A 20,641-nucleotide genomic window follows, 5' to 3' on the forward strand; every position below is an offset into this window, starting at 1 on the left:
AACCCATGATAGCACAAACCCCTGCTCCCCCGTATTATGCTGTAATTTTCACTTCTGTAAAAAATGATCCCGCTGAAGGTTATGATGACATGGCCGAAGAAATGTACTTGCTGGCCCAACAGCAGGATGGCTTTTTAGGTGTTGAATCTGCAAGAAACGAAATTGGAATCACTGTTTCTTACTGGAATTCGCTCGAAGCAATAAAAAAGTGGAAAGCCAACAGCAGGCATCTTATTGCGCAAAAACTGGGAAAAGAAAAGTGGTATCAGCAATACAAAACACGTATCTGCCTCGTAGAGCGCGACTACACCTTGTAATTACTTTTTTACATTCGGCTCAATCCATTACGCAAAGTTTCTGTTAGTTTTATTTTGTAGGCGCTAACTATCCTGTTAACGCTGCACACATTGTAAACCTGACATGAAAAAGATCTTCCTGAAAACGTTGCGCCTGGCATTTTTACTGCTTTTTATTTATACCAGCACATTTTCTCAAGACAAAAAAGTAAGTTTCCAGCAATCAAAAGACAAAGTAGATGTTATAATAGATGGCCGGCTGTTTACAAGCTTTCTTTATCCCGATACTTTAGAGAAACCGATACTCTACCCAATAAACACTGCCGATAATCTTACTATTACCCGTGGATTTCCAATTAAAACAAGAACGGGCGAAAGGACAGACCATCCGCATCATCAGGGCATGTGGTTTACTTACGAAAATGTAAATAGTATTGACTTCTGGAATAACTCTTATGCAATCCCTGCAGAAAAAAAATCAGCATATGGCTGGATACGAAACACTAAAATTGAAAGCATAAAAAACGGAAGCCCGAAAGGTAGTTTGACTTATACTGCCAATTGGGAAAAACAGGATAAAACCGTTCTACTCAAGGAAAAAACTATTTTGGTATTCAGCGGCACAGCAAATTCCAGAACAATTGACAGGGTAACTACCCTCACAGCGCAAAAAGATACCGTTCATTTTTACGATGCCAAAGATGCACTTTTAGGCCTTCGGGTTACAAAGGAGCTGGAATTACCGTCGGATAAGCCGGAACAATTTTCAGATATTCATGGAAACATAACCACCGTTTCGCCAAAACAGAATGGCGCTACAGGAAATTATCTGACCAGTGAAGGGAAAACAGGTGACGATGCCTGGGGAACAAGGGCAAACTGGTGCCTTTTATCCGGAATTATTAATAACGAACCTGTATCTGTTGCTATCATTGACAATCCTGCTAATCCAGGCTACCCTGCTTACTGGCACGCACGCGGATACGGGCTTTTCGCGGTAAATCCGCTTGGTCAAAAAATATTCAGCAATGGGAAAGAAGTTATGAACTTAACATTACAACCCGGCCAATCAGTAACCTTCCGTTACCGTGTACTGATAACTTCAGGCAAGAAAATTACTGCAGAAGAGTTAAATAAAGAAGCTGCGGTATTTTCATCTGATAAATAAAATTGTACCTTCAAATTTTAACCCAATTATATCCTGATGAATAAAACAAAAGTCATTTCATTTGCAATCGCTCTTTCTATTTCCGGAATTTCATGTTCTCTATTTGCGCAATCCTCCTCTGCCGGATGGAAAAATCTATTTAATGGCAAGGACCTGACGGGCTGGAAACGCCTTGCCGGAACAGCAGATTATAAAGTTGAAGACGGAGCTATTGTTGGTACTACCATAATGAACTCGGGAAATACTTTTTTGGTAACAGAAAAGGAATACGGGGATTTTATTTTAGAACTGGATGCCAAAGTAGAAAGCCCAGTAAGCAATTCGGGAGTACAGACACGAAGCCATTTCGATGCTGCTGCAAATAACGGAAAGGGAAAAGTATACGGAAGGCAATGTGAGTTTGATCCCTCCGCCAGACAATGGGCCGGAGGTATTTATGATGAAGGACGACGCGACTGGTTGTATCCCCTGGAACTGAATCCTTCTGCTAAAGGTGCCTTCAAGGTAGGCGAATACAATCATATTAAAATTGAATGTATAGGCAATGAAATGAAGACCTGGGTAAACGGAACTCCTGCCGCCTATGTGGTAGATACTATTGATAAAAAAGGTTTTATCGGCTTACAGGTACACGCTATCAGCAACGAAGAGCAGGCAAATAAGAAAGTTTACTTTAAAAACATCCGTATAAAAACGAGCAATCTCAATCCGGAGGCTTTTCCTGCAGGCATTTATGTTGTAAACAATGTACCAAACTCCTTATCGGGATATGAAAAACAAGATAACTGGAAGCTATTATTTGATGGAAAAACTTCTAGCGGATGGAGAAGTGCAAAAAACAATTCATTTCCCAGGGAAGGATGGCAAATCAAAAACGGAATATTAACGGTTCAGGATGCGGAAGGGAAAGAATCTGCCAATGGCGGTGATATTGTCACGAATGATCAGTATAAAGCATTCGATCTTTCTTTTGAATTTAAACTTACACCCGGTGCCAACAGCGGAGTAAAATACTTTGTAACACTTGATGAAAAAACCTCAGGTTCTGCAATTGGATTGGAATACCAGGTATTGGACGACGAAAGACACCCGGATGCTAAATTAGGCAGAGATGGAAATCGTACGCTGGCTTCTCTGTATGATTTAATAAAGGCAGATAAACAAGCCCGATTTACCCGGCCAATCGGACAATGGAATAAAGGGCGGGTCGTTGTTTACCCTAACAATCACGTTGAACATTTCCTCAATGGAATTAAGGTACTGGAATATGAACGCGGATCAAAATCATTTAAAGATCTGGTTGCAATGAGCAAATACAAAGTGTGGCCAAATTTCGGCGAAGCGGAAAAAGGCCACATTCTTTTGCAGGATCATGGCAACGAAGTGAGTTTCAGAAGCATTAAAATCAAAACCTTAAATCAATAAGCATGAACAATTCACGTCGTAAATTCATTAGGCAATCCTCGCTTGCGGCTGCGGGAGTTTATCTTGGTTCTTTAGGTTTCAGTGCAAAAAGCTATGGCCGCATTTTGGGAGCGAATGACCGGGTACGAGTGGGCGTGGTGGGATTTTCAGACCGGTTTAAAAGTACGCTATTCCCTTGCTTTCTCAATCATTATAAAGAATTGAATTTCGACATGGTAGCTGTTTCAGATCTGTGGAACTACAGGAGACAAGAAGGTGCCGAATACATAAAAAGTAAAATAGGCCATGGCATTACACCGTGCAGAAATAATGACGAATTATATGGTTTAAAAGATATAGATGCTGTTTTTATCAGCACAGCTGATTTTCAGCACGCCCTTCTGGCTACGGAAGCAGTAAATGCAAAATGCGACGTGTATTGCGAAAAGCCCTTCGCCGAAACTATGGAAGATAACCGGGCGGCTTTGAAAGCGGTCAAAGCCTCGGGAAAAATAGTGCAGATAGGCTCTCAGCGCCGAAGCGGTTCAAATTATATGGCCGCCCACGATTATATTAAAAGTGGGAAATTCGGCGATATTACAATGGTTGAACTAACCTGGAATGTGAACCAGCCAGGCAGATGGAGGCGACCAGATCTTGTTTCAAAACTAAAAGAGGAAGATACTGACTGGAAACGTTTTTTATTGAATCGCCCATACGAGGAGTTCGATCCGAGAAAATACCTGGAGTTTCGCCTGTTCTGGCCCTACTCCTCCGGCATGCCCGGCCAGTGGATGTCGCACCAGATTGATACTGTACATTGGTTTACAGGGTTAAAACACCCAAGAAGCGTTGTTGCTAACGGTGGAATTTATAAATGGAAAGACGGCCGCAGAAATTGGGATACCACAACAGCTGTTTTTGAATACGGTCCGCAGGATCAGCCCGACAAAGGCTTCCAGGTTGTGTTTTCATCAAGAATGCATAACGGCGAAGAAAAACCGGCTGAAATATATTATTCAAACGGAGGAGAGCTTAATTTAATTACCAATATGGTTTCTCCGGAAGGCGGCCTTACAGAAGCAGCCGCTGCAGCTATGGGGATGAAACCCAACTTGCTCCCCGTTGTTAACCTGGCTGAGTCGGCTCCCAAAGTTGTTGCTTCTGCAAATACCGGTGCTGATCCGCTTTCATCTGCGCATGTTCGCAACTGGATGGAATGTGTAAGAAGCCGCAAACAACCCAATGCCCCTGTGGAGGCCGGCTATTCCCACTCTATAGCAACCATTATGACGAATGCCGCAGTTCATACCGGCGCCAAAGTAACTTTCGATGAAAAGACTCAGGAAGTAATGGCGGATGGAAAAGTATTTAAATATAGTTAATAGCGGATAGCTCATAGTCAATAGATATAGCTTCTATTCAGCTTAGCTATTAACTACAAACCGTGACCTAACACCTCACACCTAACAACCTAACTTCAATAACCAATGACCATACCTTCAGCAAAAAAAACAATACGGGCAGGAATTGTGGGATCTGGATTCGCAGCCAGGTTTCATTTCGATGCATTGAAACGCGTATTCAGTACTGAAGTGGAAATCACAGGTGCTTATTCCCCTTCACGCGAACATTTATCAGAATATACAGAACTACGGAAAATAAAAGCATTCAGCAATCTGAATAAGTTAATAGGATGTTCAGATGTAATCCATGTCTGCACTCCCCCGGTAACTCACGAGCCTATTGTTATTGAAGCATTAAAGCAGAATAAGTATGTTATTGTTGAAAAGCCCTTTACCGGGTACTTTGGTGATGAAAGTGATGACTTTAATGGAGACACATTTCCAAGAGAAAAGGGGCTTGAAGAAACATTAAAAAGCATCCGCAGAATGCTGGAGGCCGAAACAGCAAGTAGAGGAGCAATTATGTATGCTGAAAACTGGATTTATGCTCCTTCTGTACAGAAAGAGCGAGAAATGCTTGAAAAAACAGGAGCCCAAATACTATGGATGCATGGTGAGGAATCACATTCAGGATCACATTCACTCGCATATGGTAAATGGAAGCTTTCAGGCGGAGGATCCATGATCGGGAAAGGCTGCCACCCTTTATCCGCTGCTATTTATTTTAAACATGTTGAAGGCAGAGTACGGGATGGAAATCCTATCAGGCCAAAATCAATTACAGCCCGAACCCATACCATAACCCGAATGCCAAATTTTAAAAACGAAGGATATCTAAGAACCACCTATACAGATATTGAAGATTTTGCCATGCTGCATGTAGAGTTTGAGGATGGAACAATAGCAGATATTTTCGCGAGTGAATTGGTTTTGGGAGGAGTGCACAATTGGATTGAAGTGAATACCACGAATCACCGAACGATCTGCAATATCAATCCGAATAACTCAATGCAGTCGTACACACCTGCTGCGCAGCATTTTGAAGACATTTACATTGTAGAGAAAACTGAAACTAAGCAAGGCTGGTCCTCAATCTCACCAGATGAAAGCTGGTTTGCAGGGTACCAGCACGAAATGGATGCGTTTTACCGATCGGTAGCATTTGGAGAACCGGTGGAAAGCAACAGCAGGCTTGCCGCCGATGTTATTGCAACCATTTATGCAGGCTATGTTTCTGCCGAAAGAAAAGGGGCAGAAGTTCAGATAACAATCCTTTAAAATAAAAAATGTCAATTATTTCCGCAACTGAACCTCTTATTAATGGACAAGATTAAAACTAACTACCGCTGGTACATTTGTGCATTGCTTTTCTTTGCAACTACCATTAATTATATAGACCGGCAGGTAATAGGGCTATTAAAGCCAACACTTGAAAAAGAATTTAACTGGACCGAAGTAGACTATGGAAATATTGTAATGACATTTGCCGGCTGCTATGCTTTGGGGTACATCATTTTCGGAAATTTTATTGATAAAATCGGCACCAAACTGGGTTACAGCATTTCTGTTGTGATCTGGAGTATAGCCGCTATGCTGCATGCAGCTGTAAAAAGCACTTTTGGATTCGGGCTTGTACGCGGATTACTCGGCTTGAGTGAATCGGGTAACTTTCCGGCAGCAGTTAAAGCTGTAGCAGAATGGTTTCCGAAAAAAGAACGGGCGCTTGCCACGGGCATTTTCAATTCAGGAACCAGCCTTGGCCCTGTTGTTGCACCTTTGCTTGTCCCCTGGATATTGGGCGTTTATGGGTGGCAGGAAGCCTTTATAATAACCGGGGCGATCGGTTTTATCTGGCTGATTTTCTGGTGGATTTTATACGAAGTTCCATCCCGGCATAAAAAAATCAGCCACGAAGAGTATAATTACATTCATAGCGACAACGACGGTGAATCTACGGAACAAAAAACTTCGTCGATAAAATGGAGCCGTTTGCTTTCCTTCAGGCAAACGTGGGTATTTATTATGGGCAAGTTACTCACAGACCCTATCTGGTGGTTTTTCCTTTTCTGGCTGCCCTCCTATTTTGCAAGCACCTTTAATCTTGATCTAAGCAAGCCAAGTTTACCCCTGGCTATCGTTTATACGGCTACAACAATCGGCAGTATAGGCGGCGGTTATCTTTCATCTAATTTCATTAAAAGTGGCTGGCCTGTATTAAAAGCCCGAAAGGTGACATTATTAATCGCTGCTATTGCAGTATCTCCGATTATTCTTGCCCGGTTTGCTTCGGATATTTGGGTTGCTGTCGGTTTAATTAGTTTAGCGGCAGGTGCTCATCAGGCATGGAGCGCCAATCTCTTTACTATTGTTTCAGACATAGTTCCCAAAAAAGCAGTGAGTTCTGTGGTTGGTATAGGCGGTATGGCCGGCTCAATTGGCGCCACCCTTTTCCCTTTACTGGTGGGCTCCCTTTTAGAATATTATAAAGAGTCAGGAAGTATTACTGCCGGATATAACATATTGTTCATTATCTCAGGTTTAGCTTATTTTGTTGCCCTGATTATTATCCATCTACTTACGCGGAGAATGAAACCAGTTGAAATATGAAGAAACCGAACACGAAAATTCTCATAGCCTTTTTTTTAATAATTGCAGCAGCAGCTATCTTTTTCTATTACAAAACCAGCAGCAAAGAACATATCTATAAAGTAAATCTGGATTCCTCCCCGGTATTTTCTCCCAAAGAATCTATGAAAAGGATGAAGACAGAAGATGGATTTGAAGTAAAGTTAGTAGCTGCCGAACCCTTGGTAACAACGCCCGTGGCTTTAACATTTGATAATAGCGGACGTATTTGGGTTGTAGAGATGAATGGTTATATGCCCGATACGTTGGGAACAGGAGAAGATATTCCAAACGGAAAAATAGTAATTCTGGAAGACAACGATAAAGACGGAACCATGGATAACCGAAAGGAATTTCTAACCTCTTTAGTGTTGCCCAGAGCCATTTGCCTTGTTGGAAAAGGAATATTAGTTGCCGAACCGCCTAACCTATGGTATTACGAAATAAATGACGACAAACCCGGCAAAAAAACTTTAGTAGATGATAAATATACTGATGGTGGTAATGTGGAGCATCAGCCGAATGGGTTGTTAAGAGCAATGGATAACTGGATCTACAACGCAAAATCCAGCAAACGTTATCGTAAAAAAGGGGATAAATGGTTAATCGAACAAACACACTTTCGCGGGCAGTGGGGAATCAGCCAGGATAATCTCGGGCGCTTATATTACAATAACAATTCCGAAAACTTACTCGGAGATTATTTTAGCCCAGGCTTTGGAGCAGGCAACAAAAATCAGCGCAGCGTAGAAGGATATATCGAAAAAATAGTTGCAGATAACCGCGTTTATCCGTTACGACCTAATCCTGGTGTCAATCGTGGATACCTGCCAGGCATCCTTGATTCTACCAAACATCTTGTAAATTTTACTGCTGCCTGTGCGCCGCTTGTTTATCGCGGTAATCTGTTTGGAGAAGTATATGAATCAAACGTTTTTGTCGCCGAACCTTCTGCCAATCTTATTAAACGAAATATTATCAGAGATAGTGGCTATGTTGTTACCGGTAAACAAGCGTACGGAGGCAAAGAGTTTTTAGCCAGTGTAGACGAACGATTTCGCCCCGTAAATCTGTCTGATGGCCCTGATGGCGCTTTGTACATAGTTGATATGTACCGGGGAATAATACAACATAAAACTTATCTGACACCTTATCTTCAAAACCAGATCGGACATCGTAAATTGACGCAGCCCTTAAATTACGGACGCATTTATAAGATTGTTCCTGGAGATAAAAATGCCAATCCCGTAAATTTTTCTAATGATCCGGCACAATTGGTAAAACTACTGGAGCATCCTAATGGCTGGGTACGTGATAAAGCACAGCAACTATTGATAGACCATAATTTTACTGCAGCTATTCCGGCCCTGCAAGCGGCATTAGTACAAACCGGCAAACCTTTGCTGGCAGTACACGCTCTATGGACACTCGAAGGACTGGACGCGTTAAAACCCGACATGGTCGCCGAGTTGCTGAACCAGCATGTATGGCCGCTGCGTATGGAGGCATTAAGCGTTCTGCCTTCTGTATTAACTCCAGGCTCTTACAAACAGTTTCTTCCTGTACTGGAAAACATGTTGACCCAGAACGATAGTCTGGCTGCTCCATACATTGCCTTTTTAACTCATTATATTTCCGAATTTGATAAAAACGCAGCAGGAAATTTATTGAACAAAGTAGCCGTAAAATATCCTGATAACGTTTATGTTGCAGATGCCGTTATCAGTAACCTCGAAGGCCGGGAGGCTGCATTTCAAAAAGATATGATACAAAGTGTTCCTGATACCAGCCTTCAGATCAACAGAGAATTAGCCAGAGTTGTTGCTGACATTAAAAAAGCTAAAGACAATCATGACCCTGAAAAGCTGAAAAAAGAATTTCCAAAAGGTTATGCGGTATTCACTTCCACCTGCCAGACCTGTCACGGAACGGATGGCAATGGTGTGAAATCATTGGCACCTCCGCTAAACAAATCACAATGGGTAAACGGCAATAAAGACAAACTGATCTCTATTGTATTGTTTGGATTAACAGGGCCTGTAGAGGTAAACGGGCACTTGTATAAAGCTCCGGAAATTAACGGCGATATGCCCGCCCTCGGCTTTGATAAATCACTTTCTGATAAAGACATTGCAGAGGTACTTTCCTTTATAAGAAAATCATGGCAGAATGATGGCGAAACGGTAACAGCAGCGGAGGTAGAAAAAATCCGGCAGAAATTTAAAAACAGGAAAAATGCCTTTACTGCAAAAGAACTTAAATAGGATCACTGCTGATACTTTTAACAATGAATTAAACCTTAACTGTTAACAAAAGTCTATAAACGACCATTACAAGAAAAATACGTATGAAGATTTCAGCTATTCTAATCCTTTTAATAAGTATAACAAGTCTTTCTGCCTTTAAAACAATTTCTGCAGATGATAAGTATGCGGTAGATACCAGACGTTCTGTGGTGGAGTGGAAAGCCACAAAAGTAGTAGGAGGACATCATGGTAAATTAAAGCTGGCTTCAGGCTATTTATTAGTATCGGGCATGGAATTGAAAGGCGGTTCATTCACTACTGATATGAATACAATTACGATTGAGGAAATGAGCGGACAGTCGAAACAGAACCTGATGAACCATTTAAAATCGGATGACTTTTTTGGAGTTGCTGACAATCCAACCTCAACTTTTCAAATCACCAAAGTAGTTCCTGTTGATGCTGATCGGGTAACCATTACCGGAAACCTCACAATCAAAGGAATTACAAACCCGGTTTCGTTCGCTGCTACTATCAAATATCAAAACAATAACATCATTGCCACAGCGAAAGGAATAAAAGTTGACCGGACTAAGTACAATATTAAATACCGGTCAAAAAGCTTTTTCGGTGACATTGGCGATAAAGCGATTGATGATGAATTTGAGCTATCAGTAAGCCTGGTGGCGAGGAAATAACTTAAAAATGCAAACAGGTTAAAGCCTGTTTGCGTTACACTGCTACTATCCTGAAAGCACCATTCTCAAATTGTACTTTTCCGACAGCCTTGCTTTTTGCATGATAAAACAAACAGGTCCAGTTACCCTCTGCGGCTCTTATTCCATATTCTTCTCTTAATTCCATTGCTTTTGCTCCGTCAAAATCGTATTTGGCCTTAAATTTTCTGAGTAATTGCTCAGGTTCCGGAAGAATATCTCCGCCAAAGAAACAAGTTTCTTCCCCATCTTTCACTAAAAAAACCTGGTGATATTCGCAATGGCCTCCGGTAAGTTCATAACTTATATATTCGGTTAAGTTGCCACTCCCCTCAACAAAATGAATATGGCCACTCCTCTGCACCACGTCAAAAATTTCTGTACGATATGATTTTGAAGGCTTGCTATAAGCGCTTTCCCATTCCCCTCGTTGAATTACATATTCCGCATTGGGGAAGCTTAGCTCATATTTTCCCATGCTTTCCTGAACCATTCCACCCGAATGGTCAAAATGAAGATGCGACATTAAAACCAGGTTCACATCTTCCGGATCAAAGCCGGCCTTTTTTATATTTTCATGGATCACCATTTTCCCGGCATCATTTTTAAAGCCGAGACCCGTATCAAAAACTATTAGATCAGTAGCTGTTTTTACCAAAAACGGCTGCACATAAATAAACAGCGAAGCAGGTCGATCTTTAGCCTGATGAATATCCGGATCAAAAGGAATAAACTTTTTAGAGCTATCTACAGAATAAGAACCTTCAAACAGCGGGAATATTTTCACGATAAAATATACTATTAAGACAATGAATGGGTTAAGAATTCAGTAAGTAAAGAATACTGATTAAGTATTATATTTACCATTTAAAGTAAACAAAGATATGCAAAAAAGGTGGGTAGAACAGGAACTTAAAAACCTGGACGCGGTAAATGATTTAATGCAATCACTGCAGATAGATCATACACTTGCCCGCATTCTTGTTAGCCGCGGCATTACTACCTTTGAGGAGGCCCGTTGTTTTTTCAGGCCAGACATCTGTCATCTTCACGATCCTTTTTTAATGAAGGATATGGAACAGGCAATTTTGCGAATTGAAAAAGCAATTCTTCGCGAAGAAAAGATTCTTGTTTACGGCGATTACGATGTAGATGGTACTACAGCAGTTTCTCTGGTTTACGGCTTTTTCAGAAAGTACCATAAAAAACTTGATTTTTATATTCCCGACCGGTATAAAGAAGGTTATGGTATTTCTACTGCAGGGATTGATTATGCTGCAGAAAATAGCTACAGCCTGATTATCGCGTTAGATTGTGGAATTAAGTCAATCGATAAAATAGCCTATGCAAATAGCTTAGGAGTAGATTTTATTATCTGCGACCATCACCTGCCGGGGGAAACTATTCCTGAAGCGATTGCGGTTTTAGATCCCAAAAGAAAAGATTGCAGCTATCCATATAAAGAACTTTCAGGCTGTGGATTAGGCTTTAAACTTATCCAGGCATATAGTGAAAAAAACAACATTCCCTTTTCGGAGATTGAATGCTACCTTGACCTGGTTGCCATAAGCATTGCATCGGATATTGTACCCATAACCGGAGAAAACCGTGTACTGGCCTGGTATGGTTTAAAGAAGCTGAACTCATCGCCCTGCGCAGGTGTAAAAGCGCTGATTGAACTGGCCGGAAGGAAAGAAAATTTCACTATTTCTGATATCGTTTTTCTTATAGGCCCTCGAATAAACGCAGCAGGCCGTATTGATGACGCCAAACATGCAGTACATCTTTTAATTTGCGACGATCATGTTTCTGCCAGAGATCGGGGACTGCTTATAAACGTTAAAAATACCGAGCGTAAAGAGCATGACAGCTCGATAACTGAGCAGGCTTTGGCAATGATCCAGGCTGATCCTGCTTTAATTAACCGCAAAACTACCGTTGTTTTTAACGAAAACTGGCATAAAGGGGTTATAGGCATTGTTGCATCCAGGTTAACTGAAAAATATTATCGTCCTACCATTGTGCTTACCCAATCTAACGGGCATGCAGCCGGCTCAGCTCGCTCGGTTTTAGGATTTGACCTGTACGAAGCTTTAAACTCGTGCAGCGATCTGCTCGAACAGTTCGGGGGCCACAAATACGCTGCCGGCTTAACTATCAAGCCTGAAAATATTCCTGCCCTGCAGCAACGGTTTGAAGAAGTTGTAGCAAGCACTATACCTGAAGAATTATTAACACAGGAAATTTCTATTGATGCCATGATACGCCTTAAACAGATTGATCCAAAATTCTTCAGGATACTGAATCAGTTTGCGCCTTTCGGACCCGGAAATATGGCTCCTGTGTTACATAGCGAAAATGTTTTTATTTTTGGCCAGCCGGCAATTGTAGGAAATAACCATTTAAAAATGGTGATAAAGCAGGATGATTCAAACCTGTTTGATTGTATAGGTTTTGGATTAGGTGATTATTTACCCATTATAAAAAAGGGCCTGCCTTTTGATATTTGTTATACAATTGAAGAAAATATCTGGAAAGAAAAACGTACTATTCAATTGAATGTTAAAGGTATTCGGATTGCCTCACAAAAATAAATGATACTAAAAGCAGAAAATTTAGTAAAGAAATACAAACAGCGTACGGTGGTAAACAATGTTTCATTCCACGTATCGCAAGGTGAGATTGTAGGTTTGCTTGGGCCAAACGGTGCCGGAAAAACCACCTCCTTTTATATGATTGTGGGTTTGATTAAACCAAATGAAGGGCACGTTTTTTTAGAAGATGAAGATATAACTTCAGACCCTATGTATCGGAGGGCACAGAAGGGAATTGGATATTTAGCTCAGGAGGCTTCAGTTTTCCGCAAACTTTCTGTAGAAGATAATGTAAGGGCGGTATTAGAAATGACTGACCTGAGCAAAGAAGCACAGAAAGACAAATTAGAAGAACTGCTTTCAGAATTCAGCCTTAACAGGGTAAGAAAAAATCGAGGCGACTTGCTTTCGGGAGGGGAACGCAGAAGGACTGAGATTGCTAGAGCGCTTGCAGCAAGCCCAAATTTCATTTTACTGGATGAACCATTTGCCGGCGTTGACCCGATTGCGGTAGAAGAAATTCAGTCTATAGTAGCTAAATTAAAACTAAGAAATATTGGCATTTTAATAACAGACCATAATGTGCAGGAAACCCTTTCAATAACCGACAGGGCATATTTGCTTACAGAAGGGAAAATTATGCTTGGAGGTACCCCACAAGAAATTGCAAATAATGAAATGGCCAGGAAATTTTACCTGGGCCAGCACTTTGAGCTCAGAAAAAAGAAAATCTAAACGTTCTCTATGCCAATTGTAAATTCAATCTTCAACTGGTTTATGAAAAAGCGAATCCACCAGATTGAGCTTTTTATTAAATACCCGCATGAAGTACAGGAAGAAGTTTTTCAGCACCTGGTATCCGATGCTATGGACACGGAATGGGGTAAGAAATACGACTATAAGTCCGTAGATACCATCAGCCAGTTTAAAGAGCGTATCCCGCTTCAAAACTACGATTCTTTAAAACCCTATATAGAAAGAATGCTGAATGGAGAACAAAACATCTTATGGCATTCAGAAATAAAGTGGTTTGCCAAATCGTCCGGAACAACAAACGACAGGAGTAAATTTATTCCTGTAAGCAAAGAATCGCTGGATGAATGCCATTTTAAGGGGGGCAAAGATATGCTTTCCATCTACTGTAATAACCGCCCGGATGCTCAGATATTTTCAGGAAGGTCTCTTGCAATGGGTGGTAGTCATCAGGTAAGCCAGATGAAAAATAATATCTATTATGGCGACCTTTCGGCAGTAATTATAAAAAACCTTCCGTTCTGGGCAGAAGCTTACAGAACTCCTGATATGGCCATCACACTGATGGATAATTATGAGGAAAAGATCAAGAAAATGGCCGAAGCTACCGTAAATGTCAATGTTACCAATATTTCAGGTGTACCAACATGGACCGTAGTTTTAGCAAAGTACTTGCTTGAAATGACCGGAAAAAGCAACTTACTTGAAGTATGGCCAAACCTTGAACTTTACATTCATGGCGCTGTAAATTTTACTCCATACCGCGATCAGTTCAAACAGCTTATACCTTCAGATTCTATGTATTACCTGGAAACTTACAATGCTTCTGAAGGGTTTTTCGGAATACAGGATCAGTCTAATTCAGACGAAATGCTTCTGATGCTGGATTACGGCATCTTTTATGAGTTTATACCTATGGAGAATATGGACCAGGAAAACCCTGCAACCTTGACTCTTGATGAAGTAGAACTAAATAAAAATTATGCGCTGGTAATTTCAACCAATGGTGGTTTGTGGCGATACCTGATCGGAGATACTATTAAATTTACTTCACTTTCTCCCTACCGGATTCAAATTACCGGGCGAACAAAACATTTTATAAATGCTTTTGGCGAGGAAGTGATCATTGACAACGCCGAAAAGGCACTTACAAAGGCTTGTAAAGAAACAAATGCAAGCATCCGGGATTATACAGCATGCCCTATTTATTTTAAAGGGAATGAAGCCGGAGGCCATGAATGGATCATTGAGTTTGAACATACACCCACTGATATCGAAAAGTTCACCGATTACCTGGACAACACGCTAAGAGAAGTTAACTCTGATTACGATGCGAAACGTTTTAAAGACATGGCATTGCGACGGCCTTTAATACATGTAGCTCCTGACGGAACTTTTTATAACTGGATGAAAAATCGCGGAAAATTAGGCGGTCAGCATAAAGTTCCGCGTTTGGCAAACGAACGAAAATATGTAGAAGAAATTCTCGAATTACTAAAGTAATCAATCAATGCTTTGCCGAATCTGTATGCTGCAGATGCTTTCTTTTCGGAAAAAGTAACGAGGCAACTATACTGATTGTAAGAATTAACACGATCAGAATAAGGGAATGCATGGTTGTAAAACCAATTTGCGCCAGCCATGAATGCGCCAGCATTTTCACACCGATGAAGATCAGCAAAAATGCAAGTCCTATTTTGAGATAATGGAATTTATGGATAATGTTCACCAACAGGAAGAACATCGACCGTAAACCCAGAATAGCGAAAATATTAGAGAAGAAAACAATATAAGGATCTTTTGTTACAGCAAAAATTGCTGGAATGGAGTCAACCGCGAAAATAAGGTCGGTAAATTCAACAATAAGCAATACCAGGAATAAGGTGGTTACCATCTTTTTCCCATTCTGCTTAATAAAGAATTTATTCCCGGAAAATCCCGGATAAACGGCAAAATACTTAGATGCCAAACGCACTACTTTATGGTTTTTCGGATCAATTTTCTGATCCTCATCCCTTTGGAAAAGCATCATTACTCCTGTATAAAGCAGAAAAGCACCGAAAACGTATAGGATCCATTCAAACTGGTTAATCAATGTAGCCCCAAGAAAAATAAACAAAAAACGCATCAGCAAGGCGCCCACAATACCCCAGAACAGCACGCGGTGATATAGCTTTTCTTCTACCCCAAAAGCGGTAAAAATAAGTACCATGACAAAGATATTATCAACTGAAAGGGCGTACTCAACCAGGTATCCTGTCAGAAATTCAAGACCCAGGTTTTGGTTATATAAATGGATACTGGCGGAAAAATTATCAGGGATTAAGGTAATATTATGCTTGTTTTCCTGCACAATATGCTTCAACTGATCGAGGTTTGTAATACCATGAAGCTCCTGCCCTTCCGCTAATAAAATAAAATAAAAACCGAGTGCAAAAGACACCCAGATGAAACTCATTATTGCCGCTTCTTTCAACTTCACCACATGATCCTTCTTGTTAAACAATCCAAGATCAATGGAGAGCATCAGGATGATGAATAACATGAATCCACCAAAAAATACTACTTCATTTGACATGCTATTTTTTTCTTTCTGTAGTAAAACGTACCAATTGCTCTAAACTTGTTCTGAATTCACGTTCAGGAAACTCGTTTAAAATTTCAAAAGCTTCTTCCTGAAAACGATGCATCTGCATTTCTGCGTAAGCAAGTCCCCCGCTGTTCCGTACAAAATAAATTACTTCTTCTATCTTCCGGGCATCTTCGTTATGATTCTTTACGAGATTTATAATGTGTCGTTTTTCGCTGTAAGCCGCTTTATTTAACGCGTAAATCAAAGGCAGTGTTATTTTCTTTTCCTTAATATCAATACCCAGGGGTTTTCCAACATCGTCTGTCCCGAAATCAAAAAGGTCATCCTTAATCTGGAAAGCCATACCTACTTTTTCGCCGAACAAACGCATTTTCTCAATTACATCAGAAGTGGCAGCAGCAGAAGCGGCTCCGCAAGCACAACAGGATGCGATCAAAGAAGCTGTTTTTTGACGTATAACTTCATAATATACCCGTTCATCAATATCCAGCCTTCTTGCTTTTTCCATTTGAAGCAATTCACCTTCGCTCATTTGCTGAACGGCATTATTTACAATCTTCAGCAAGTCGAAATCCTGGTTCTGCAAGGAAAGATGCATTCCCTTTGCGAGCAGAAAATCACCCACCAAAACAGCGATTTTATTTTTCCATAATGCATTTACAGAAAAAAAGCCGCGTCGTTCGTAGGAGTTATCCACTACATCGTCGTGAACAAGTGTAGCAGTATGAAGCAATTCGACAAGGGCAGCCCCGCGGTAAGTAGCATCCGTTATTCCCCCGCATATAGCGGCAGAAAAGAACACGAACATGGGCCGAATCTGCTTCCCTTTACGCTTTACAATATAATGGGTAATACGGTCAAGAAGAGGAACTGAACTCTGCATGGACGATTTGAATCTTTCTTCAAAAACATCCAGTTCATGCTCAATCGGTTTCTTTATCTTATCAAGATCTAACATTGAAGTACTACTTTCAGCTACGCTGAATAATCAGTGCAAACATAACCTAAAAAAATAAAATACGAAGCCCGATAAAGCAGGGTTCACAACCCTTTTACTGCTTTTAAGCGATTAAGATCAGTCTTAACCTAAAAAAAGCATTTAAAAAAAATCTGCTTAGTTTAAATATCCGTAGGTAAGGTTAAACAAGAATTTTTAACCTTTTAAACTTCACCTCACATGACAAATCCCTTAATAGACAAGGAAAGAGAACTTTTGCAGGATGAGAGCAATTTCTTATCAAAAAAGTTCCAAAGGCGCTCATTTCTGCAGTTCACCGGAGCAGGAGTTGCTTCAATTGCTCTAATTGCTGCAGGCTGTAAAAAAGACAGTAATCCAACTATGAACACTGGTGGTGTAGATTTGGGAAGCGGAGACATTGGCATATTGAATTATGCTTATGCGCTTGAACAACTAGAAGCAGCTTTTTACAAACAGGTTTCAGATACTCCTTATGGTGGTATAAGTAATAACGAATTAGCTCTTTTGGCGGATATACGTGATCATGAAATTGCACACAGAGAATTTTTCAAAACTGCCCTGGGAAGTAAAGCAATACCCGCATTGGAAGTAAACTTTTCTGGAATAGACTTTGGCAGCAGAGACAATGTACTGGCGACAGCTAAAGCATTTGAAGATTTAGGCGTTTCTGCTTATAACGGTGCCGGGAAGTTGATTCAATCAGCAGATTACCTTACTCTTGCCGGTAAAATTGTATCTGTAGAAGCAAGGCATGCGGCTTTAATCCGTGATTTGATAACAAACGGCACTTTTGCGGACAGCAGTGTTGTTAATAGCAACGGCCTTGATACTTCCAGATCTCCAGCCGAAGTATTGGCTATCGCGAAATCTTTTATTAAAACTTCTATCAACGCATCAAACTTACCATCTTAATACTATCACCATGAATATTTTAAATATAATTGAAGAAATAGAAAAAACAGACGCTGATATATACGAGCGTTTAAGCCCCAGAAGAAGAGTATTAAAAAGTTTTACAGCCTTTGGTTCTAAAATAGCCCTTGCATCGTTGCCATTGGCTTTAGGTTCGATGTTTAAAAAAGCGTATGGACAAACAGCTAATTCTGTAATTGATGTGCTGCAGTTCGCACTCACACTGGAATATCTGGAAAATGAGTTTTATCAGAATGCTTTTACAGTTAATCCATCATTAATTCCTGCCGGCCCTGCCCAGGGAGCTATTGCCGCTATCCGCGATCATGAAAAAGCACATGTTGACTTCTTAAAAAGCACTATTACAGCTTTAGGCTCCACTCCGGTTAGCAAGCCAACATTTGATTTTTCTGCAGGAAACGGATCCGGAAACGGTCCTTTTAAAGATGTGTACACCAATTACGATCTTTTTTTGGCGGTAGCGCAAACTTTTGAAGACACGGGGGTACGTGCTTACAAAGGACAAGCGCCAGCCCTGGTTCAGCAAAATGCGATACTGGAAGCAGCCTTAAACATTCATTCGGTAGAAGCTCGCCATGCATCTCATATCCGGCAAATGCGTAAAGCTCGGGGTGCAGATGTAAAGCCGTGGATTACCGGGAAAGAGAGTGGAATTGGCGCTGCAGTACAAGCTTCGTATGATGGTGAAGAGAATACTAAACAGGCGAATGTAGAGATTACCAATATCAACGGATTTGAAATTTCAGCGGATGCAGCCTCTGAAGCTTTCGATGAACCATTAACCAAAGAACAAATCCTGGCCATAGTGAACCCTTTTATCGTTTAATCAGTAGATTGTTTATAGATAGCTGGTGGAAGGTATTGATAGGCCTTCCACTTTTTTAAGTTTATTTAAAACCCTTTTTTATTTCTTAATATCCGCTGTAAGCAACAACTGCCTGATAATTTTTATACCTTTATCCGACCATGAATTGGATAATTCTAATTATTGCAGGCCTTTTTGAAGTAGGCTTTACCACCTGCCTGGGAAAAGCGAAAGAAACAGCGGGAACTACCTCTGTTTTATGGACAGTAGGCTTTTTTATCAGTCTTTCAATTAGCATGCTTTTGCTATACAAGGCAACTCAAACATTACCTATGGGAACGGCCTATGCCGTTTGGACGGGAATTGGTGCTGTTGGCACTGTACTGGTTGGAATAGTATTCTTTAAAGAACCTTCTGATTTCTGGCGCTTATTCTTTATTGCAACCCTAATAAGTTCTATTGCAGGGTTAAAGTTTGTTTCAAACTAAGTAGACTAAAACTATCGGTTCTGATAGTTTCTTTAAATCTCTATAATCATGTTCTTGCTTTTGTAGTTGGATAGACTCTGGTTTGATTTTAAACTATTAAAGTTATCACAGTATTTCAGTATTACTGGAAACATATCATAAAAATTAAAAATCTTTTTAAAAAAATTAAAAAAGTTCCTATACTTGCATCAGTTATTATAAAAGCATATTTTGATTTAAGTAGTTAAAGGGTTAGATTCCCCGTCTAACCCTTACTTTATTCCAAATCCTGTAAATTTTAATGAGTAGTAAAATCCAGTAAAGTAGTTTGAATAGGTTGATTTGCAGTAACCCTAATCTTTTGCACTATAAAATCGCCCAACGCTTTACCTTGTTTTTGCCCGTTAACAATAGCTTCACGAAAGTGTATTCCCCCGTATAATCTGCTTATTGCTGCCTCGTTAGCGGCATCAATAAAAGAAGGAAATTTTCTAACAGGTAAACCATAGTCAGTTTCTGTATTATCATCAAAGACAATATTATCTCCCAGAAGTGCGGTTAGCACCGTTGCTGCGGCTGTAGAAGCTACGCTATGGCCACTGGGATATTCGGGAAAGGGGGGTGTTTGCAGAAGAGGCTTCCAGCTCTCGTCAATGTGGGCATTAATAAAGGTTTCCGGTCTTATATAATTACTTCGATATTTCTCATCCCAGCAACTGATAAATGCGTCAAATATAGCAAGCGAAGTATAAGTATAAACTGCTGAAGACTTCATATAATCTGCATGTTTATTTGTGAGGGCGATGCCAGCTATAGACATCCAATGAGCCCCGGGCGAAATCTTTTTTGTAGCAAAATTAAGATGCCCCTGTGTATTCAAAAAAAAGGGATTACAATCCCAAAAACTAGCTATATGCCTTTGTTCAGCGGTTAATTGGTTTACTGCCAGATACACTTCATATGCTGATTTGTAAAAGTCACTTTTTTTATCTGTACTGTAGGCAAATGGCTGGAGAGGCTTAAACTGATCAGGACTATTCATTACAAAAGGCCTTATCTTATTCCAGTTTGGTTCTACCGCTGCCATATATCCGGGAGGCGTTGGCTGCCACTTACCCTCCTGCTTTATAAATGCGTATCTCCTCATGCGCCGCGTTTCCCCATAATGATCTTTTGATGCATAGGCTATTATAGAGTCAGCAACAGATTGCCCGTATGTTAATGAATTTTGGATTACCTTTTCCGGATAACCTTTAGATGTGTACCACTTCAAAATGCTTTTGATGCTGTCACTAACCATGTCTTCAGAGAAAACCAGCCTTTTTGCAACCTGTAAATACGCGAAAGTTGCGGCAACTGAATAACTTAACTCAGCATTTTTCGGAGCAGCAATGCCCTTAAATTCGTTTATCTGCCCGCCCATACTTACATACTTTTTATTCTGCTTTGCCTGAATTTCATAGGCGGCAATATTTGCATAAGCAAAAATCCTGCTGGCTACCGGTGGCGAAAAAACATCATGAACGATAATATTTGACACCGCTTTTTGAGATCGGTGAAGGGCAAATGCATCTGTTTCATGCTTTTCCCATTGTGCACTAACAGAAATACTACCGGCAAACAACAATAAAATAAGTACTTTAAATACTTTCATTT

18 protein-coding genes are annotated in these 20,641 nt (G+C 40.5%); 14 read left to right on the forward strand and 4 right to left on the reverse strand.

Translation table 11 applies throughout. The features are described from left to right. Window positions 1-5 precede the first annotated feature (5 nt). The 8 genes from ACLCDL_RS12010 (at window position 6) to ACLCDL_RS12045 (ending at window position 9,843) form a co-directional block, all read left to right on the forward strand. Complete coding sequence (locus ACLCDL_RS12010) at window positions 6-317, forward strand: antibiotic biosynthesis monooxygenase family protein (RefSeq protein WP_423148547.1); 312 nt, start codon at window positions 6-8, stop codon at window positions 315-317. A 103-nt stretch (window positions 318-420) separates the two neighbouring features. Continuing rightward, window positions 421-1,464 (forward strand): DUF6807 domain-containing protein, encoded by a 1,044-nt coding sequence (locus ACLCDL_RS12015; protein WP_423148548.1) that lies wholly within the window; start codon window positions 421-423, stop codon window positions 1,462-1,464. A gap of 36 nt (window positions 1,465-1,500) precedes the next feature. Beyond that, complete coding sequence (locus tag ACLCDL_RS12020; protein ID WP_423148549.1) at window positions 1,501-2,889, forward strand: 3-keto-disaccharide hydrolase; 1,389 nt, start codon at window positions 1,501-1,503, stop codon at window positions 2,887-2,889. 2 nt (window positions 2,890-2,891) lie between these two features. Beyond that, window positions 2,892-4,253 carry a Gfo/Idh/MocA family protein gene (locus tag ACLCDL_RS12025; protein ID WP_423148550.1) on the forward strand — a complete coding sequence of 454 codons (1,362 nt, stop codon included), beginning with the start codon at window positions 2,892-2,894 and terminating at the stop codon, window positions 4,251-4,253. A gap of 105 nt (window positions 4,254-4,358) precedes the next feature. Beyond that, window positions 4,359-5,552, forward strand: coding sequence for a Gfo/Idh/MocA family protein (locus ACLCDL_RS12030; RefSeq protein ID WP_423148551.1), 1,194 nt, complete (start codon window positions 4,359-4,361; stop codon window positions 5,550-5,552). A 42-nt stretch (window positions 5,553-5,594) separates the two neighbouring features. Beyond that, window positions 5,595-6,881 (forward strand): MFS transporter, encoded by a 1,287-nt coding sequence (locus ACLCDL_RS12035; protein ID WP_423148552.1) that lies wholly within the window; start codon window positions 5,595-5,597, stop codon window positions 6,879-6,881. Beyond that, a complete protein-coding gene (locus ACLCDL_RS12040; protein WP_423148553.1) occupies window positions 6,878-9,163 on the forward strand; it encodes a DUF7133 domain-containing protein in 2,286 nt (761 codons plus the stop codon). The genes ACLCDL_RS12035 and ACLCDL_RS12040 overlap by 4 nt, the downstream gene beginning before the upstream one ends. A gap of 83 nt (window positions 9,164-9,246) precedes the next feature. Then, window positions 9,247-9,843, forward strand: a complete 597-nt coding sequence (locus tag ACLCDL_RS12045) for a YceI family protein (RefSeq protein ID WP_423148554.1) — start codon at window positions 9,247-9,249, stop codon at window positions 9,841-9,843. A gap of 34 nt (window positions 9,844-9,877) precedes the next feature. On the opposite strand, the gene ACLCDL_RS12050 is transcribed toward ACLCDL_RS12045, so the two are convergent. Further along, window positions 9,878-10,648, reverse strand: coding sequence for an MBL fold metallo-hydrolase (locus tag ACLCDL_RS12050; RefSeq protein WP_423148555.1), 771 nt, complete (start codon window positions 10,646-10,648; stop codon window positions 9,878-9,880). 97 nt (window positions 10,649-10,745) lie between these two features. Here ACLCDL_RS12050 and recJ point away from each other — a divergent pair, with 97 nt between their 5' ends. From recJ to ACLCDL_RS12065, 3 genes are read left to right on the forward strand one after another with little or no spacing between them, the layout of a single operon-like run. Further along, the gene (gene recJ, locus ACLCDL_RS12055; protein WP_423148556.1) at window positions 10,746-12,455 is read left to right on the forward strand and encodes a single-stranded-DNA-specific exonuclease RecJ; all 1,710 of its coding nucleotides are present in this window, start codon (window positions 10,746-10,748) and stop codon (window positions 12,453-12,455) included. Next, on the forward strand, window positions 12,456-13,190 hold the full coding sequence (gene lptB / locus ACLCDL_RS12060) for an LPS export ABC transporter ATP-binding protein (protein ID WP_423148557.1): 735 nt from the start codon (window positions 12,456-12,458) through the stop codon (window positions 13,188-13,190). Window positions 13,191-13,199: 9 nt separating this feature from the next. Continuing rightward, window positions 13,200-14,711 carry a GH3 auxin-responsive promoter family protein gene (locus ACLCDL_RS12065; protein WP_423148558.1) on the forward strand — a complete coding sequence of 504 codons (1,512 nt, stop codon included), beginning with the start codon at window positions 13,200-13,202 and terminating at the stop codon, window positions 14,709-14,711. A gap of 4 nt (window positions 14,712-14,715) precedes the next feature. Here the strand turns inward: ACLCDL_RS12065 and ACLCDL_RS12070 are convergent, their stop codons facing one another. Both ACLCDL_RS12070 and ACLCDL_RS12075 read right to left on the reverse strand, forming a co-directional pair. Further along, window positions 14,716-15,786: a TerC/Alx family metal homeostasis membrane protein gene (locus ACLCDL_RS12070; RefSeq protein ID WP_423148559.1), complete on the reverse strand. Its 1,071-nt coding sequence runs from the start codon at window positions 15,784-15,786 to the stop codon at window positions 14,716-14,718. A 1-nt stretch (window position 15,787) separates the two neighbouring features. Further along, window positions 15,788-16,759 carry a polyprenyl synthetase family protein gene (locus ACLCDL_RS12075; RefSeq protein ID WP_423148560.1) on the reverse strand — a complete coding sequence of 324 codons (972 nt, stop codon included), beginning with the start codon at window positions 16,757-16,759 and terminating at the stop codon, window positions 15,788-15,790. A gap of 219 nt (window positions 16,760-16,978) precedes the next feature. On the opposite strand from ACLCDL_RS12075, the gene ACLCDL_RS12080 reads away from it, so the two are divergent. The 3 genes from ACLCDL_RS12080 (at window position 16,979) to ACLCDL_RS12090 (ending at window position 19,006) form a co-directional block, all read left to right on the forward strand. Continuing rightward, window positions 16,979-17,692: a ferritin-like domain-containing protein gene (locus ACLCDL_RS12080; protein WP_423148561.1), complete on the forward strand. Its 714-nt coding sequence runs from the start codon at window positions 16,979-16,981 to the stop codon at window positions 17,690-17,692. 10 nt (window positions 17,693-17,702) lie between these two features. Continuing rightward, window positions 17,703-18,539, forward strand: a complete 837-nt coding sequence (locus ACLCDL_RS12085; RefSeq protein ID WP_423148562.1) for a ferritin-like domain-containing protein — start codon at window positions 17,703-17,705, stop codon at window positions 18,537-18,539. A gap of 140 nt (window positions 18,540-18,679) precedes the next feature. Continuing rightward, window positions 18,680-19,006 (forward strand): DMT family transporter, encoded by a 327-nt coding sequence (locus ACLCDL_RS12090; RefSeq protein ID WP_423148563.1) that lies wholly within the window; start codon window positions 18,680-18,682, stop codon window positions 19,004-19,006. Between the two features lie 277 nt (window positions 19,007-19,283). Here the strand turns inward: ACLCDL_RS12090 and ACLCDL_RS12095 are convergent, their stop codons facing one another. After that, window positions 19,284-20,639 (reverse strand): vanadium-dependent haloperoxidase, encoded by a 1,356-nt coding sequence (locus tag ACLCDL_RS12095; RefSeq protein ID WP_423148564.1) that lies wholly within the window; start codon window positions 20,637-20,639, stop codon window positions 19,284-19,286. Between the last annotated feature and the right edge of the window lie 2 nt (window positions 20,640-20,641).

It is taken from the genome of Rubrilithobacter danxiaensis, assembly GCF_047272945.1.
Lineage (GTDB): Bacteria > Bacteroidota > Bacteroidia > Sphingobacteriales > Sphingobacteriaceae > Rubrolithibacter > Rubrolithibacter danxiaensis.